This is a genomic window from Reyranella sp. (assembly GCF_044224635.1).
Lineage (GTDB): Bacteria > Pseudomonadota > Alphaproteobacteria > Reyranellales > Reyranellaceae > Reyranella.
This window is the reverse complement of the sequence record NZ_JBGAKA010000031.1, coordinates 16149-32097: the sequence shown is the minus strand read 5'-3', so window position 1 is coordinate 32097 and position 15949 is coordinate 16149. Positions and strand designations below refer to the sequence as shown.

The following is a 15949-nucleotide window of genomic DNA, read 5'->3' as shown; positions in this document are numbered from 1 at the left end:
CATGCGCGGCACTTCCGCGGTCGACGACGCCCGCGCGCCGAGCATGTTGCACCATCCTGAGACTGTCGATCTTGCTGGTCTGACGCTCGATTCGCGCAAGGTGAAGCCAGGGTTCCTGTTTGCCGCCCTGGCCGGCTCGCGGCAGGACGGAATTGTCTTCATCGCCGATGCCGTGCGCCGTGGGGCGGCGGCGATTCTCGCCTCGACCGATGCGGCGCTGCCGCCAATCGATCCCGCCATCGCCGTCGTGCGCGACGCCAATCCGCGGCGTCGGATCGCCTTGATGGCGGCTGCTTTCGCGGGGCTGCAGCCGGCCACCATCGCGGCCGTCACCGGCACCAACGGCAAATCCTCGACTGCACATTTCGTGCGCCAGATCTGGACGGCGCTGGGCTTCGCCGCGGCGAGCGTCGGCACGCTCGGCATCGTGTCGCCGGGATTTGCCCGCGAGGCAGGACTGACGACGCCCGATCCGGTGCAGCTGCACGAGGATCTCGCCACCCTGGCGCGCGAAGGCGTCGATCATTTGGCCATCGAGGCGTCGAGCCACGGTCTCGATCAGCATCGTCTCGATGGCCTCCGTCTGTCGGCGGCTGCTTTCACCAACCTGACGCACGAGCATCTCGACTACCATGCGTCGATGGACGCCTACTTCGCGGCCAAGGCGCGGCTGTTCGACGAGCTGCTGCCGGGCGGAGGGACAGCAATCGTCAATGCCGACAGCGATCGTGCCGGAGCGATCGGCGAGATCTGCCGCCGTCGCGGCGTGCGCTGCTGGAGCTATGGCGCGCAGGGCCGCGAGTTGCGCCTGCTCGGCGACGTGCCGGTGGCTACGGGCCAGCATCTGACCGTCGAGGTATTGGGCCGGCAGCACGAGATCGAGCTGCCCCTTGTCGGCAGCTTCCAGGCGTCGAATGCGCTCGCGGCCCTCGGGTTGGTGATCGCAACCGGCGGTGATGCGCAGCGCGCCGTGGCCGCACTGGCGCAGCTGAGCGGAGCGCCGGGCCGCCTTCAGCTGGTCGCGCGTCATCGCTCGGGCGCGGCGGTGTATGTCGACTATGCCCACAAGCCCGAAGCGCTCGCCACCGTGCTCGCCACGATGCGGCCCTTTGCCAAGGGGAGGCTCGTCGTCGTGTTCGGCTGCGGCGGAGACCGGGACCGGGCCAAGCGGCCCGTCATGGGCGAGATCGCGACGCGTTTGGCCGACCTTACCTTCGTCACCGACGACAATCCGCGCAGCGAGATGCCGGCAGCGATCCGGGCCGAGATCGTGCGCGGCATTCCTGCCGCCCGGCGCAACTGGATCGAGGTGCACGACGGCCGCCATGTCGCCATCGAGCAGGCCATGGCGGCGCTGGGCTCACCCGACGATCTGCTGCTGATCGCCGGCAAGGGTCATGAGACCGGGCAGACCATCGCCGGCATCACTCATCCGTTCGACGATGCCGAAGTCGCCCGCGAGTTCGCGGAGGCGGTCGCGTGAGCGCGCTGTGGACCTCCGACGAGGTCGTTCGCGCACTATCGCCGCTGGCGATGACGGCGCCGTTCGAGGCGAACGGCGTTACGTTCGACAGCCGCGCCGTGGCGCCGGGCGATCTCTTCTTCGCTCTCCCCGGCGAGGCCGCCGACGGCCACGCCTTCGTGGGCGAAGCCCTGAAGCGCGGGGCGGCCGCCGCCGTGGTGTCGCGCGATGTCGCCGGCGTCGCGGGCAATCTCGTTCGCGTGCCGGACACCATGAAGGCGCTGGTCGATCTCGCGCGCGCCGGTCGGCGGCGCAGCAGCGCGCGCATCGCCAGCGTCACCGGCTCGGTCGGCAAGACCAGCACCAAGGATGCGCTGCGCGCGCTCCTGTCGGCGCAGGCGCCGACCTCGGCCAGCGCGGCGAGCTTCAACAATCATGTCGGCGTGCCGATCAGCCTCGCCCGTCTGCCGCGCGAGGCGCGCTATGGCGTGTTCGAGATCGGCATGAATCACGCCGGCGAGATCGAGCCTCTCGCCCGCCAGGTGGAGGCCCATGTCGGGGTGATCACCACAGTGGGTCCGGTCCACGTTGGCCATCTCGGGTCGGAAGAGGCGGTGGTCGACGAGAAGGCCTGCCTGTTCGCCGGCATGGCGCCGGGTGCCGTGGCGGTGCTCAATCGCGACATTCGCCACTATGAACGGTTGGCCGACCATGCGCGCCGCTTCGGCGTTTCGCGCATCGTTCGCTTCGGGCGCAGCGAGGTGGCCGAAGCGCGGCTTGTTTCGTGCACGCTGCAAGATTCGGGAAGCGATGTTGTCGCGTTGATTCACGGCCGCCGTATCGAGTATCGCCTCGGTGCCGCGGGCGAACACTGGGTGCTGAACAGCCTGGCTGCGCTGGCGGTCGTCGAGGCGCTCGGCGCCGACGTCGATGCGGCGGCGGCAACGCTTGGCTCGGTCGGTGCGTCACCGGGCCGTGGCGCGCGGCGCAGGCTCAAGTTGGGCGGCGGCACGATCGAGCTGCTCGACGAGAGCTACAACGCCAACCCGATGTCGGTGCGGGCGATGCTGGCGGTGCTGGCGCGGACCGAGCCTGTCGGGAAGGGGCGGCGCCTGCTGGCAATGGGCGACATGCGCGAGCTCGGCGAAGCGGCGGACGCGTACCACGGCGGCCTGGCCGACGCGGTGGCCGCGAGCGGGGCCGCGAAGGTGTTCCTCTGCGGCCCGCACATGGCGGCGCTGTGGCGACGGCTGGCGCCCGAGCAGCGTGGCGTGCATCGGCCGGATTCGCAGGCGCTCGCCGGCGACGTCGCGGCGTCGTTGCGGGAAGGGGATGTCATCGCGGTGAAGGGGTCGCTGGGATCGAAGATGAAGGTCGTCGTGGATGCCATCGTGGCAGCCAGTGGCGGAGAGGCGGGACGCCAGAATGTTCTATAATCTCCTCTATCCGCTGGCCGACGTATTCGGGCCGCTGAACCTCTTCCGCTACCTGACCTTTCGCTCGATCGCGGCGTTCCTGACCGCGCTGGTGCTGAGCTTCGTGATCGGCGGCGGACTGATCCGCTGGTTGCGCAACAGGCAGGGAAAAGGTCAGCCAATCCGCGACGACGGACCGGCGAGCCATCTGGTGACCAAGAAGGGCACGCCGACCATGGGCGGGTTGTTGATTCTGATCACGCTCACCACGGCGACGCTGCTGTGGGCGGATCTCACCAATCGCTATGTCTGGATCGTCCTCGGCGTCACCCTGTCGTTCGGCGCCGTCGGCTTCTGGGACGACTTCCTCAAGGTCACCAAGCGCAATCCCAAGGGCGTTCCGGGCAAGATCAAGCTCGCGTTCTCGATCGCCGCCGCCGCCTGGGCGGCCTGGCTGATCGCGCAGTCGTCGCCGGCCTCGTTGCGCTACATGTTGGCTGTGCCGTTCTTCAAGGACGTGTTGGTGCCGCTGACCATCGTCGGCTTTGTGGCCTTCGCCGTGATTGTGATGGTGGGCGCTTCCAATGCCGTCAATCTGACCGACGGGCTCGACGGCCTGGCGATCGGCCCGGTGATCATGGCGTCGGCGGTGTTCGGCCTGATCGCCTACGTGGTGGGCAACACCATCCTCACCAACTATCTCTATCTCCATCACGTTCCGCGCACCGGCGAGCTTGCGGTGTTGCTGGCGGGGCTGATCGGCGCTGGCCTCGGCTTCCTCTGGTTCAACGCACCGCCTGCCATGGTCTTCATGGGCGATACCGGCTCGCTGGCATTGGGCGGCGCGCTGGGGGCGGTCGCTGTTGTCACCAAGCACGAGATCGTGCTCGCCATCGTCGGCGGCCTGTTCGTGCTCGAGACGGTATCCGTGATCGTCCAGGTCATGTCGTACAAGCTGACCGGCAAGCGCGTCTTTCGCATGGCACCGCTGCACCATCATTTCGAGCAGAAAGGCTGGGCCGAGCCGACCATCGTCTTCCGCTTCTGGATCATCGCCGCCATCCTGGCGATGGCCGGCCTCGCCACCTTGAAGCTTCGGTGATCGCATGATCGATCTCGCCGCGCTCACAGGGTCGTCGTTCGTCGTGCTGGGGCTGGCGCGCTCCGGCCTGGCGACCGTGCGCGCCCTGCAGGCGGCCGGCATCGACTGCATCGCCTGGGACGACAATCCCGCATCGCGTGCCGCGGCGGAGAAGGCCGGCATGCCGGTGGCCGATCCTGCAACGATCGACTGGTCGGATCGGACGGCGCTGATCATGAGCCCGGGCATTCCCAACCGTCTTCCCAAGCCGCATCCGGTGGCGAATGCCGCGCGCGCCGCCGGCAGGCCTATCCTCTGCGACATCGAGCTCCTCGCCCGTGCCCAGCCGCAGGCGCGCTTCGTCGCCATCACCGGCACCAACGGCAAGTCGACCACGACGGCGCTGATCGGCCACATCCTCGACCAGGCCGGCCTTCGCTGCGAGGTCGGCGGCAATATCGGCCGCGGCGCGCTCGATCTCGCGCCGCTCGGGCCGGGCGGCATCTACGTGCTGGAGATGTCGTCCTACCAGCTCGAGCTGCTGCAGACCTTCCGCGCCAATGCCGCCGTGTGGCTCAACATCACGCCGGACCATATCGACCGCCACGGCGACCTCGCCGGCTACGTCGTCGCCAAGGAGCACATCTTCGATCGCCAGCAGCCCGGCGACTGCACCGTGATCGGTATCGACGATGAGCCTTCGCGCGCGGTCTACCGCCGGTTGGCGGCGCGTCCGGGCATTGCGACGATTGCCGTCAGTCTGGCTAGTGCGGCCGACGGCGTGTCGTTCAGCGCCGGCCGCTTGGTCGATGCCGCCGGCGAGACCGTCGACTTCTCCGACGTTCCGACCCTGCCGGGCGATCACAACGCGCAGAACGCGGCCTGTGCCTGGGCGGTCTGCCGTTGGCTGAAGGTGCCGAGCGAAAAGATCGTCGCGGGGCTCAGGAGCTATCCGGGTTTGCCGCATCGGCAGGAGCAGGTCGCCGAGGTCGGCGCCGTCATCTACGTCAACGACAGCAAGGCCACCAATGCCGACGCCACCGCGCGGGCCCTGTCGTCCTATCGCGACATCTACTGGATCCTGGGCGGCCAGGCGAAGGAAGGCGGCGTGGCGCCGCTCGCCGGCTACTTCGATCGCATCCGGCATGCCTTTTTGATCGGCGAGGCGACCGAGCTGTTCGCCGGCCAGCTCGAGGGCCGGCTCGCCTACAGCCGCTGCGGCGATCTGCAGTCGGCGCTCGAGGCGGCTCATGCGCAGGCGCAACGCGACCTGGCGGCGCGCGGCGGCAGGCGCGGCGTCGTGCTGCTCTCGCCGGCCTGCGCGTCGTGGGATCAATGGAAGAGCTATGAGCATCGCGGTGACGCGTTCCGCGCCATGGCTCGGGCTTTGCCGGGGGCGCGGCAGTTGGGGAGGGCGGCGTGATTCAGGTACCCCGCGACGATCGCAGCGTCATCGGGCAATGGTGGTGGACGGTCGATCGGTGGTCGCTCGGCGGCATCTTGGCGATCATGGCGTTCGGCGTGCTGCTGACGCTTGCCGCCTCGCCGCCGGCCGCCGAGCGCATCGGCGCCGACACTTTCGTTTTCGCCCGGCGCCAGTTCCTGTTCCTGCCGCTGGCCCTGGTGCTGATGCTGGCGATCTCGCTCGCGTCGCCGCGGCACATTCGTCGCCTGGCGCTGATGGTGTTCTGCGGCAGCATCGTGCTGCTCGCCGCGACCTTCGTGATCGGTGTCGAGATCAAGGGCGCCCGGCGCTGGATCGCCGTGCCCGGCCTGTCCAGCGTCCAGCCCTCCGAGTTTGTCAAGCCCAGCCTGGCGGTCATCTCGGCCTGGCTGCTGGCGCAGAGCCGCGCCGAGCGCCGGGCGCCCGGCTATATCCTGTCGACCCTGCTGGTCGGCGGCGTGCTGGCCCTGCTGGTCATGCAGCCCGATCTCGGCATGAGCGTCGTCGTCGCCATGGTGTGGGCGGTCCAGCTGTTCGTCGTCGGCCTGCCGGTGTGGATCGCGGCGGTCGGCGCGATCGGCGGGGCCTCGTCGCTGGTCGGTGCCTACTTCGTCTTCAGCCATGTGCGCAGTCGTTTCGACCGCTTCCTCGATCCCACGTCGGGTGACAACTACCAGGTCAACACCTCCCTCGAAGCCTTCATGAACGGCTCCCTGTTCGGCCGTGGCCCGGGCGAGGGCACGGTGAAGGCGCAGCTTCCCGACGCGCACACCGACTTCATCATGGCAGTGGCCGGCGAGGAGTTCGGCCTGATCGTCTGCCTGATGATCCTCGCCCTGTTCGCCTTCGTGACCCTGCGGTCGCTGTCTCGGGCGTCGAAGGAGACCAGCCTGTTCATCACCCTGGCGGCGACCGGCCTTGCCGTGCAGTTCGGCCTGCAGGCCGCCATCAACATGGCCTCGACCATCCAGCTCATTCCCGCCAAGGGCATGACGCTGCCCTTCATCTCCTATGGCGGCTCGTCCGCGCTGGCGATGGCGATCTGCATCGGCATGATGCTGTCGCTGACGCGCGAGCATGCCGGCCTGAGAGAGGCGGTGTGATGGCGGAACCGCGCCCTGTCGTCCTGGCGACCGGCGGCACCGGCGGCCACGTGTTCCCCGCCGAGGCGCTGGCGGGCGAGCTCGAGGCGCGCGGCGTGCCGTTCGCGCTGGTGACCGATTCGCGCGGCCGACAGTGGCAAGGTGCGCTGGCGCGCCGGCCGATCCACTACGTCCATTCGGCGAGCCCGACCGGCTCTCCGGTCCGTCGCGCGCTGGCGCTGTTGTCGCTGGCGCGCGGGCTGGTCGACGCCTGGCGGGCGCTCGGGCGCATCCATCCTTCGGCTGTCGTCGGCTTCGGCGGCTATGCCTCGGTGCCGACCATGATCGCCGCCCGCCTGCGGCGGCTGCCCGCCGTGCTGCACGAGCAGAACGCCGTGCTGGGCAAGGCCAACCGCCTGGTGCAGGGCGGTGCGGCGCGGGTCGCCACGTCGTTCAGCCCGACGCGCCATATCGGCGAAGGCGATCGGCGAGCGCGCCTGGTCGGCAATCCGGTGCGCGAGCCGGTGCGCGCGCTGCGCGGATCGCCCTATCGTCCGCCCGGCGACGGCCGCGTCGTCGACCTGGTGGTGTTCGGCGGCAGTCAGGGCGCGGCCTCGTTCGCCAAGGTCGTGCCCGAGGCGCTGCTGGCCTTGCCGGCAGCCCTTCGCCCGCGGCTGCGCGTGGTCCAGCAATGCCGGCCCGAGGATCTCGCCACTGTGCGCGAGCGCTACGCCACGGCCGGCATGGTGGTCGATCTGGCGCCGTTCTTCGCCGACCTGCCGCAGCGCATCGCCGCGGCGCACCTGGTGATCGGCCGCGCCGGCGCCTCGACCGTGGCGGAGCTGGCGACGATCGGCCGTCCGGCGATCCTCGTGCCCTATCCCTATGCCGCCGACGACCACCAGACGGCGAATGCCCGGGCCTTCGCAGCGAGCGGCGCCTGCATCGTGATCGCCCACGCCGACTTCACAGCAGAAGCCCTGGCCGATCACCTCTCGGCGTTGTTCGACCATCCGCAGCGCCTCGCCGACATGGCGGCCGCCGCTCACGCCGCCGGCCGGCCGGACGCCGCGGCGCGCCTGGCCGACGTCGTCGGCGATCTGATCTCCTCTCCCGCTCTCTCACCGACAGGAGTCGCCGCATGAGGGCGATGCCGCTCGACATCGGACTGATCCATCTCGTCGGCATCGGTGGCATCGGCATGTCCGGTATCGCCGAGGTGCTGCACAATCTCGGCTACAAGGTGCAAGGCAGCGACATCGCCGAGGGCGCCAACACGCGCCGCCTGAACGGGCTCGGCATCAAGGTGGCGATCGGCCATCGCGCCGACAATATCGGCAACGCCCAGGTCGTGGTCGTGTCGAGCGCGGTCAAGAAGGACAATCCCGAGGTGCTGGCCGCGCGTGCCCGCCTGGTGCCGGTGGTGCGTCGCGCCGAAATGCTGGGCGAGCTGATGCGGCTCAAATGGTCGATCGCCGTCGGCGGCACGCACGGCAAGACCACCACGACGTCGATGGTGGCGGCGATGCTCGATGCCGGAGGGCTCGATCCGACGGTGATCAATGGCGGCATCATCAATGCCTACGGCACCAATGCACGGCTGGGCGACGGCGACTGGATGGTGGTCGAATCGGACGAATCGGACGGCTCGTTCCTGCGCTTGCCGGCAACCATCGCCGTCGTGACCAACGTCGATCCCGAGCATCTCGATCACTACGGCACGTTCGATGCATTGCGCGAAGCCTTCGTGCGCTTTGTCGAGAACATCCCCTTCTACGGCTTTGCCGTGCTGTGCTCGGACCATCCCGAGGTTCAGGCGCTGATCCCGCGCGTCGCCGATCGGCGCATCATCAGCTATGGCATTGGCGCCAACGCCGACATTCGCGCCATCAACCTGCGGCTCGACCGCGGCGGGGCTGATTTCGACGTCATGGTCGAGACCCGCGCCACCAACGAATCGCGCGTCATCCCCGGCATGCGTTTGCCGATGTTCGGCCAGCACAACGTGCAGAATGCCCTGGCCGCGATCGCGGTGGCACACGAGATGGGGCTGCCCGACGAGACCATCCGCCGCGCCCTTGGCTCGTTCGCCGGGGTCAAGCGGCGCTTCACCAAGACGGGAGAGGCGCACGGCATCACGGTGATCGACGATTACGGCCATCATCCGGTCGAGATTGCCGCCGTGCTGCGCGCGGCCCGCCAGGCCTATGGCGGGTCGGGTCGCGTGATCGCCGTCATGCAGCCGCACCGCTACACCAGGCTTGCGTCGCTGAAGAACGAGTTCGCGACCTGCTTCGCCGATGCCGACGCGGTGCTGATCGCCGACGTCTATGCGGCGGGCGAGGCGCCAATCGAAGGCGTGACCCGCGACATGCTGGTGAACCTGGTGCGCCAGGCCGGTCATCGCGAGGTGGCGCCGCTCGGCGCGCCGGGCGACCTGCCGGGCCTGGTCTGGCAGATGGCCCGGCCGGGCGACGTCGTGGTTTGCCTGGGCGCCGGCAACATCACGGCGTGGGCGCATGCGCTCCCCGGACAGATCCAGCAGATCGCCGCCGATCACGCCGGACTGCGCAGTGTCGCCAACGACCACGGGTCGGCGGCATGATGGCGCTCACCGCGAACCGTCCTCACCTCATCGACCGGGTGCCCAGGCCGCGCGGCCGGCTGACGGCTGATGCGCCGCTGGGGCCGCAGACCTGGTTCCAGGCCGGCGGGCCGGCCGAGGTCCTGTTCCGGCCGGTTGATCGCGACGATCTCGCGGCTTTCCTGAGGGCGCTGGACCGGGATATCCCGGTGACCGTGCTCGGCGTCGGCTCGAATCTCCTGGTGCGCGACGGTGGCGTGAAGGGGATCGTGATTCGGCTGCTGCGGGAATTCACACGCATTTCCGTCGAGGGCAGCGAGGTGGTGGCGGGCGCTGGCGCGCTCGATCTCAATGTCGCGCTGACGGCGCGGGACCATGCGCTGACCGGCCTCGAGTTCCTGAGCGGCATTCCGGGAACGATCGGGGGTGCCGTAGCGATGAACGCGGGCGCCTATGGCGGAGAGTTCGCGTCGGTGCTGCGCTCGGCCGAGGCCGTCGATCGCAGCGGCGACATCCATCGCACGACTGCCGCCGAGTTGGGCATGAGCTATCGCCACAGCAGCGCGCCGGCCGACTGGATCTTCACCTCGGCGCGCCTCGGCGCCACGCCAGGCGATCAGCTGGCGATCGCGCGGCGCATCGCCGAGATCGACAGCGCGCGCCTCGACTCGCAGCCGCGCAGCCGCACCGGCGGCTCGACCTTCGTCAATCCGCCCGGTCGAAAGGCCTGGGAGCTGATCGACCAGGCGGGTTGCCGCGGGCTGCGGATCGGCCAGGCGCAGGTCTCGGAGAAGCACTGCAACTTCCTGATCAATCTCGGCGCTGCCGGCGCCGCCGATCTCGAGGCCCTCGGCGAGGAAGTGCGCCGGCGCGTCCTCGACCACAGCGGAGTCCAGCTCGAATGGGAGATCCGGCGCATCGGCGTGCCGCTCTCCGTCGCGACAGGAGCCCAAGCATGAAACCAACGGTCGCGGTCCTGATGGGCGGCTGGTCGCCTGAGCGCGAGGTCTCTTTGGTGAGCGGCAAGGCCTGCGCCGAGGGCCTGCGCGAGGGCGGCTACGCCGTGCTCGAGTATGACGTGAAACGCGATCTGCGGGCGCTGATCGATTTCCTGAGGCCAGCCAGCGGCGGCGGGCCGGAGGTCGTGTTCAATGCCCTGCACGGTCGCTACGGCGAGGATGGCTGCATCCAGGGAGTCCTCGAGGTGCTGGCCGTGCCCTACACCCATTCCGGCGTGCTCGCCTCGGCGATCGCCATGGACAAGCCGATGGCGCGCCATGTCTTTCGCTCGCTCGGCCTGCGCATCGCCGAGGGGATCGTGGTCGAGCGGCGCTCGCTCGCCTTCGGCGATCCGATGCCGCGGCCCTACGTCGTGAAGCCGATCGACCAGGGCTCGAGTGTGGGCGTCTTCATCATGCGCGAGGGCGACAACCTTGCCGCCGTGGAAATGGCAGAAGCTGCCTTCGGCGAGAAGGTGCTGGTCGAAAAATTCGTGCCCGGCCGCGAGCTCACCGTAGCCGTGATGGGTGACCGGGCGGTTGCCGTGACCGAGCTGCGTCCGCGCACGCGCTTCTACGACTACGAGGCCAAGTACACCGACGGCGTCACCGAGCATCTCGTGCCGGCGCCAATTCCCAGCGAGGTTTACGAGCTGGCGCGCGAATGGGCGTTGACCGCCCACCAGGCGCTGGGCTGCAGCGGGCTCAGCCGTACCGACCTGCGCTGGGACGATTCGCTGCCCGACACGTCGGGTCTGGTCGTGCTCGAGATCAACACACAGCCTGGCATGACGCCGCTGTCGCTGGCGCCCGAGCAGGCGAAATGGGCCGGCATCTCGTGGCCCGAGCTGATGACCTGGATGGTCGACAATGCGAGGCATCCGCAGTGAATGCGCCGGCCAAGGACACACCGACCCGGCGGCGCGATTACGATCGTCGCAAGAAGCGCAGCGTGCTGCGCAAGTCGGGCCGGCCGCTGTGGCGTCAGCCGATGATGCTGGGCGTCGTCGTGCTGTTGCTCGGCTGCGGCGGCGGCGCCGGCTGGTGGGCGTGGCATGAAGGCTGGCTGATCGAGGCGCGCAATCGCCTGGACTCCGTGACGCGCGGCGTCATTGGCGCCATCACGCCGTTCCGGCTGACCGACGTCACGGTCGAGGGCAGGGACTACGTCGAACGCAGCGCCATCCTGGCCGCCCTCGACGTCAAGCCGGGCGATTCGCTGCTGGGTGTCGACCTGCAGGCGTCGCGCCAGCGGCTCGAGGCGATCGACTGGGTGGCGAGCGCCACGGTCGAGCGGCGGCTGCCCGACACGCTCTATGTCACCCTGAAAGAGCGCCGCGCCGTGGCGATCTGGCAGAGCGGCACGGAATACACGTTGATCGACCGCGACGGACGCACAGTGCGGGCGAGCCGTATGCCGCCCGGCGCCGAGGCCCTGCTGCTGCTGTCGGGCGCCGGCGCGCCCGAGCATGTCGGCGAGCTGCTGCTGTTGCTTGCCTACGAACCGGTGGTGGCGCGCCAGCTGCGCGCGGCGGTGTGGGTCGGCCAGCGCCGCTGGAACCTCATTCTCAACAATGGCGTCGAGATCTGGCTGCCCGAGGAGGACGCGGTCGCGGCGCTGAAGCAGCTCGCCAAGCTCGACGGCCAGCACAGATTGCTGTCGCGCGAGTTCGGCGTGGTCGATCTCAGGCTTCCCGACAAGCTCTATCTCCGGAAGGGTGTCGTTGGCGGCCAGCCTTTGCAGGGGCCGGTGTAACGGCGGTGGCGTCCGGCGTGTACGTGTAGCGAGGGGGATGAAACGTGGCGAAGACCAGAAACGGCGTGGTTGCCGCACTCGATATCGGAACCAGCAAGGTCGTGTGCTTCGTGGCGCGTGTCGACGGCCAGGGATTGCGCGTGGTCGGCATCGGCCACCAGCCTGCGCAGGGTATGCGCTCCGGCAACATCGTCGACATGGAAGCGGCCACGCGCGCCATCTCCTCGGCCGTGTCGACGGCCGAGGAGATGTGCGGGGAGCATGTGCGCGAGGTCATCGTGGGCGTCAGCGGCGGATCGGCGGCGTCGCACAATCAGAGCCTCGAGGTGGCGATCGGCCATCACGAGATCGGCGAGCGCGACGTACGCCGCGTGCAGCAGCACATCCATCTGCCGGCCGAGACCGCCGACCGCGACATCATCCATTCGGAGGCGATCGGCTACTCGGTCGACGGCACGCCGGTGCGCGACGCCCGCGGCATGTTCGGCGAGCGGCTGGGCGTCGACGTCCATCTCGTCACGGCGGCGAGCGGGTCGATGCGCAACCTGCAGGTCTGCGTGCGGCGCGCCCATCTCGAGATCGCCGAGCGCGTCGTCGCCGCCCATGCCTCGGGCCTGAGCTCGCTGGTGTCGGACGAGCGCGACCTCGGCGTGACGCTGATCGACATGGGCGGCGGCACGACATCGATCGCGGTGTTCTACGAAGGCCATCTCGTGCACGTCGACAGCATCCCGGTCGGCGGCGATCACGTCACGCGCGATATCGCGCGCGGGTTATCCACACCGCTCGCCCATGCCGAGCGCATGAAGACGCAGATCGGCCGTTCCGTCGCCAAGCCCAACGACGAGTACGACATCATCGACGTGCCGCTGATCGGCGAGGAGGATCGCACACGGCCGAACCACATTCCGCGCTCGATCCTGGTCGGCATCATCCGGCCGCGCATCGAGGAGACGTTCGAGCTCGTGCGCAGCCGACTCGAGGCAAGTGGTGTGGATAAGCTGGCCGGCGGCCGCACCGTGATCGTCGGCGGCGCGTGCCAGCTCGATGGCGTGCCCGATGTGGCGGCCGCCATCCTCAACAAGAAGATCCGCATCGGCGCGCCGCTGCGCCTCGCCGGGCTGGCGGATTCCACTGGCGGGCCAGCATTTTCCGCGGCTGCAGGCCTGCTCGCCTTCGCCTTGAACCATCACGCGATCACGCAGTCGCAGCCCGCGGTGGCGGAAGTGCCGTCGAGTCGAATCGGTCGCATTGGAAGTTGGATTAGGGAAAACTTTTAGGGCAATATGGCAATATGTGGTGTGGAGATGGGCAGTCCCCACATGCTGTTGATAAGAATGAATTAACCCGGTCAATGGTGAAGGGCTTATCCAAAAACAGTCCACACCATCGCTCCGAGCAGATTACCCCCTCGTTTGCGTGGAGAGAGCCAAATGACGATCAACCTCAGCCTCCCCCAGAAGGAGTCGGAGATTAAGCCGCGTATCACCGTCATCGGAGTCGGTGGCGCGGGTGGAAACGCCGTCAACAACATGATCAGCGCCGCGCTCGAAGGCGTCGAGTTCATCGTCGCCAACACCGATGCGCAGGCGCTCGGCCAGTCGCTGGCCGACCGCCGGGTTCAGCTCGGCATCACGATCACCCAGGGCCTTGGCGCGGGCGCCCGTCCGGAAGTCGGTCGGCAGGCCGCCGAGGAGGCGCTGCCGGAGATTCTCCATCTGCTCGATGGCGCGAACATGGTGTTCGTCACCGCCGGCATGGGCGGCGGCACCGGTACCGGGGCCGCGCCGGTCATCGCCGCGGCAGCGCGCGAGCAGGGCATCCTCACCATCGGCGTCGTCACCAAGCCGTTCCACTTCGAAGGCCGCCGCCGCATGCAGGCCGCCGAGCAGGGCATCACCGAGCTCGAGAAGGTGGTCGACACGTTGATCGTCATCCCCAACCAGAACCTGTTCAAGATCGCCAACGAGAAGACGACCTTCGCCGACGCCTTCAAGATGGCCGACGACGTGCTGCACATGGGCGTGCGCGGCGTCACCGACCTGATGGTCATGCCCGGGCTCATCAACCTCGACTTCGCCGACATCCGCACGGTGATGGGCGAGATGGGCAAGGCGATGATGGGCACCGGCGAGGCCGAGGGTCCGGACCGCAGCCGCGTCGCGGCCGAGAGCGCGATCTCCAACCCGCTGCTGGAAGACCATTCGATGAAGGGCGCGCAGGGCGTGCTGATCAACATCACCGGCGGTCTCGACATGACCCTGCACGAGGTCGACGAGGCGGCCAACCGTATCCGCGAGGAAGTCGACGCCGACGCCAACATCATTTTCGGCTCGACCTTCGACGCCAGCATGCAGGGCCGCATGCGCGTCTCCGTCGTCGCCACCGGCATCGCCGCCATGGCGGCCCAGCAGCCGGCACCGAACTATCTGTCGCTCGACATGAACCGACCGCTGCAGACCGGTCAGCCGGCGCTGATGAGCCGCGCGGCAGCACCCGTTGGCCGGGTTGCGATGCCGGCTGCGGCAGCCGCACCGGTCGCGCCGCCGATTGCCGTCGCTCCCGCGCCGCTGCCGCCCGCATCGCCGCCGCCGCCGACGGTCGCACCGCCGATCGCCGCCGAGAGTCCGCCGAGGCCGGTGGCGGCCCCCGCTCCGCCCGTCGAGTTCCCCGAGCTGGCGTCGGCCGCCACGCCGGAATTGGAGGTTCCCGTGGCGCCGCCGGTCGCCGTCGCGCCGCCGCCGGCCGCGGTCGCTCCGCCGGCGGCCGCCGCCGTCGCCGTCGCACAACGGCCGTTGGTCGATGAAAACGATTGGCGGGTCAATCGGCCCGCCGCCAAGGCACCGGTGCGTGCCGAAGCACCGGCCCGTCCAGTCGCCGCTCGGCCGGCGGTCGAAAGCCGTTCGCCCAACCTGTTCCAGCGCATCACGGGAGCCTTCGCCTCGGCCAAGCCCGTGGCGCCCCCGCCGGCCGGCGTCAGCGCACCGGTCGCCGCCGAACCGCCTGCGGTACGCAGCGCGCCCGAGAATGTCGTTCCGGTCGCCCAGAAGCCTGCCGGCCGTCCGGCGCCGGTGCAGACCTCGATCAGCCTCGATGTCACCGAGCGGGCCAAGCCGGCGCGTGACGACGACGACCTGCAGATTCCGGCGTTCCTGCGCCGTCAGGCCAATTGACGCAGGCCTGACGATCTGGACTCGTGCACACTTCACGCATTGTTCGAGGGGCCTCGCGGCCCCTCTTTTTTTCACCTCGACATGATATAACGCCACGCCACGAAATTTGCGGTCAGGACATGTCGAAAGCGGTCTCACGAACGGCTCGGAACGCACTCGCCGGAATGGCGCTGTGTTTGTTGTACGGGCTCGCCGGATGCGGCTCGTCGGACGATGACGTCAACTATGTCGAGCGGCCGGTCGAGGTGCTCTACAACAACGCCCTCGACGAGCTGGGAGCCCAGGAATACAAGGCGGCGGCCAAGGGGTTCGAGGAAGTCGACCGCCAGCATCCCTATTCGGTGTGGGCGACCAAGGCGCAGATCATGGCGGCCTTCGCCTACTACCAGTCGAACAAGTATGACGAGGCGATCATTGCGCTCGACCGGTTCATTCAGCTGCATCCCGGTCATCGCGACATTCCCTACGCCTATTACCTGAAAGCGTTGTGCTATTATGAACAGATCTCCGACGTCGGCCGCGATCAGCGCATGACACAGCAGGCGCTCGACGCACTGGCCGAGGTCGTGAAGCGCTTCCCTGAATCGCCCTACGCCCGCGACTCGCGACTCAAGGTCGAGCTGGCGATCGACCATCTCGCCGGCAAGGAGATGGCGGTCGGCCGCTTCTATCAGCAGAACAAGCAGTATGTCGGCGCCATCAACCGATATCGCGTGGTGATCGAGCGCTACCAGACGACGACGCACGTGCCGGAGGCGCTGCATCGCCTGGTCGAGAGCTACCTGTCGCTCGGCGTCAAGAGCGAGGCCCAGGAGGCGGCTGCCGTGCTGGGCTACAATTTCCCCGGCAGCGAATGGTATCAGGACAGCTATTACCTGATGACCGGCGAGGGCACTCCGGCGCCGAGCGACGAGAAGTCCGGCTGGTTCTTCGGCCTGTTCTGACCGGGCCGGC

General features: G+C 68.6%; 13 protein-coding genes. All 13 read left to right on the top strand.

The window, feature by feature from the left end; translation table 11 throughout:
- Position 1 precedes the first annotated feature (1 nt).
- The 13 genes from ACILR9_RS24080 (at position 2) to ACILR9_RS24020 (ending at position 15939) form a co-directional block, all read left to right on the top strand.
- Entirely contained in the window at positions 2 to 1483 is a 1482-nt protein-coding gene (locus ACILR9_RS24080) for a UDP-N-acetylmuramoyl-L-alanyl-D-glutamate--2,6-diaminopimelate ligase (protein WP_395712508.1), read from the top strand.
- Positions 1480 to 2898 carry a UDP-N-acetylmuramoyl-tripeptide--D-alanyl-D-alanine ligase gene (gene murF, locus ACILR9_RS24075; RefSeq protein ID WP_395712507.1) on the top strand — a complete coding sequence of 473 codons (1419 nt, stop codon included), beginning with the start codon at positions 1480 to 1482 and terminating at the stop codon, positions 2896 to 2898. The genes ACILR9_RS24080 and murF overlap by 4 nt, the downstream gene beginning before the upstream one ends.
- Positions 2888 to 3979: a phospho-N-acetylmuramoyl-pentapeptide-transferase gene (mraY, locus tag ACILR9_RS24070; protein WP_395712506.1), complete on the top strand. Its 1092-nt coding sequence runs from the start codon at positions 2888 to 2890 to the stop codon at positions 3977 to 3979. Before murF ends, mraY begins: the two co-directional genes overlap by 11 nt.
- 4 nt (positions 3980 to 3983) lie before the next feature.
- On the top strand, positions 3984 to 5381 hold the full coding sequence (gene murD, locus ACILR9_RS24065; protein WP_395712505.1) for a UDP-N-acetylmuramoyl-L-alanine--D-glutamate ligase: 1398 nt from the start codon (positions 3984 to 3986) through the stop codon (positions 5379 to 5381).
- On the top strand, positions 5378 to 6505 hold the full coding sequence (locus ACILR9_RS24060) for an FtsW/RodA/SpoVE family cell cycle protein (RefSeq protein ID WP_395712504.1): 1128 nt from the start codon (positions 5378 to 5380) through the stop codon (positions 6503 to 6505). The genes murD and ACILR9_RS24060 overlap by 4 nt, the downstream gene beginning before the upstream one ends.
- Entirely contained in the window at positions 6505 to 7629 is a 1125-nt protein-coding gene (murG, locus tag ACILR9_RS24055) for an undecaprenyldiphospho-muramoylpentapeptide beta-N-acetylglucosaminyltransferase (RefSeq protein WP_395712503.1), read from the top strand. Before ACILR9_RS24060 ends, murG begins: the two co-directional genes overlap by 1 nt.
- Positions 7626 to 9089: a UDP-N-acetylmuramate--L-alanine ligase gene (gene murC / locus ACILR9_RS24050; protein ID WP_395712502.1), complete on the top strand. Its 1464-nt coding sequence runs from the start codon at positions 7626 to 7628 to the stop codon at positions 9087 to 9089. Before murG ends, murC begins: the two co-directional genes overlap by 4 nt.
- Positions 9086 to 10027: a UDP-N-acetylmuramate dehydrogenase gene (gene murB / locus ACILR9_RS24045; RefSeq protein ID WP_395712501.1), complete on the top strand. Its 942-nt coding sequence runs from the start codon at positions 9086 to 9088 to the stop codon at positions 10025 to 10027. The genes murC and murB overlap by 4 nt, the downstream gene beginning before the upstream one ends.
- A complete protein-coding gene (locus ACILR9_RS24040; RefSeq protein ID WP_395712500.1) occupies positions 10024 to 10956 on the top strand; it encodes a D-alanine--D-alanine ligase in 933 nt (310 codons plus the stop codon). Before murB ends, ACILR9_RS24040 begins: the two co-directional genes overlap by 4 nt.
- On the top strand, positions 10953 to 11822 hold the full coding sequence (locus tag ACILR9_RS24035; RefSeq protein WP_395712499.1) for a cell division protein FtsQ/DivIB: 870 nt from the start codon (positions 10953 to 10955) through the stop codon (positions 11820 to 11822). The genes ACILR9_RS24040 and ACILR9_RS24035 overlap by 4 nt, the downstream gene beginning before the upstream one ends.
- A 44-nt stretch (positions 11823 to 11866) precedes the next feature.
- The gene (gene ftsA / locus ACILR9_RS24030) at positions 11867 to 13102 is read left to right on the top strand and encodes a cell division protein FtsA (protein WP_395712498.1); all 1236 of its coding nucleotides are present in this window, start codon (positions 11867 to 11869) and stop codon (positions 13100 to 13102) included.
- Between the two features lie 153 nt (positions 13103 to 13255).
- Positions 13256 to 14995, top strand: coding sequence for a cell division protein FtsZ (gene ftsZ, locus ACILR9_RS24025; RefSeq protein ID WP_395712497.1), 1740 nt, complete (start codon positions 13256 to 13258; stop codon positions 14993 to 14995).
- 164 nt (positions 14996 to 15159) lie between these two features.
- Complete coding sequence (locus tag ACILR9_RS24020) at positions 15160 to 15939, top strand: outer membrane protein assembly factor BamD (RefSeq protein WP_395712496.1); 780 nt, start codon at positions 15160 to 15162, stop codon at positions 15937 to 15939.
- The last annotated feature ends 10 nt before the right edge of the window (positions 15940 to 15949 follow it).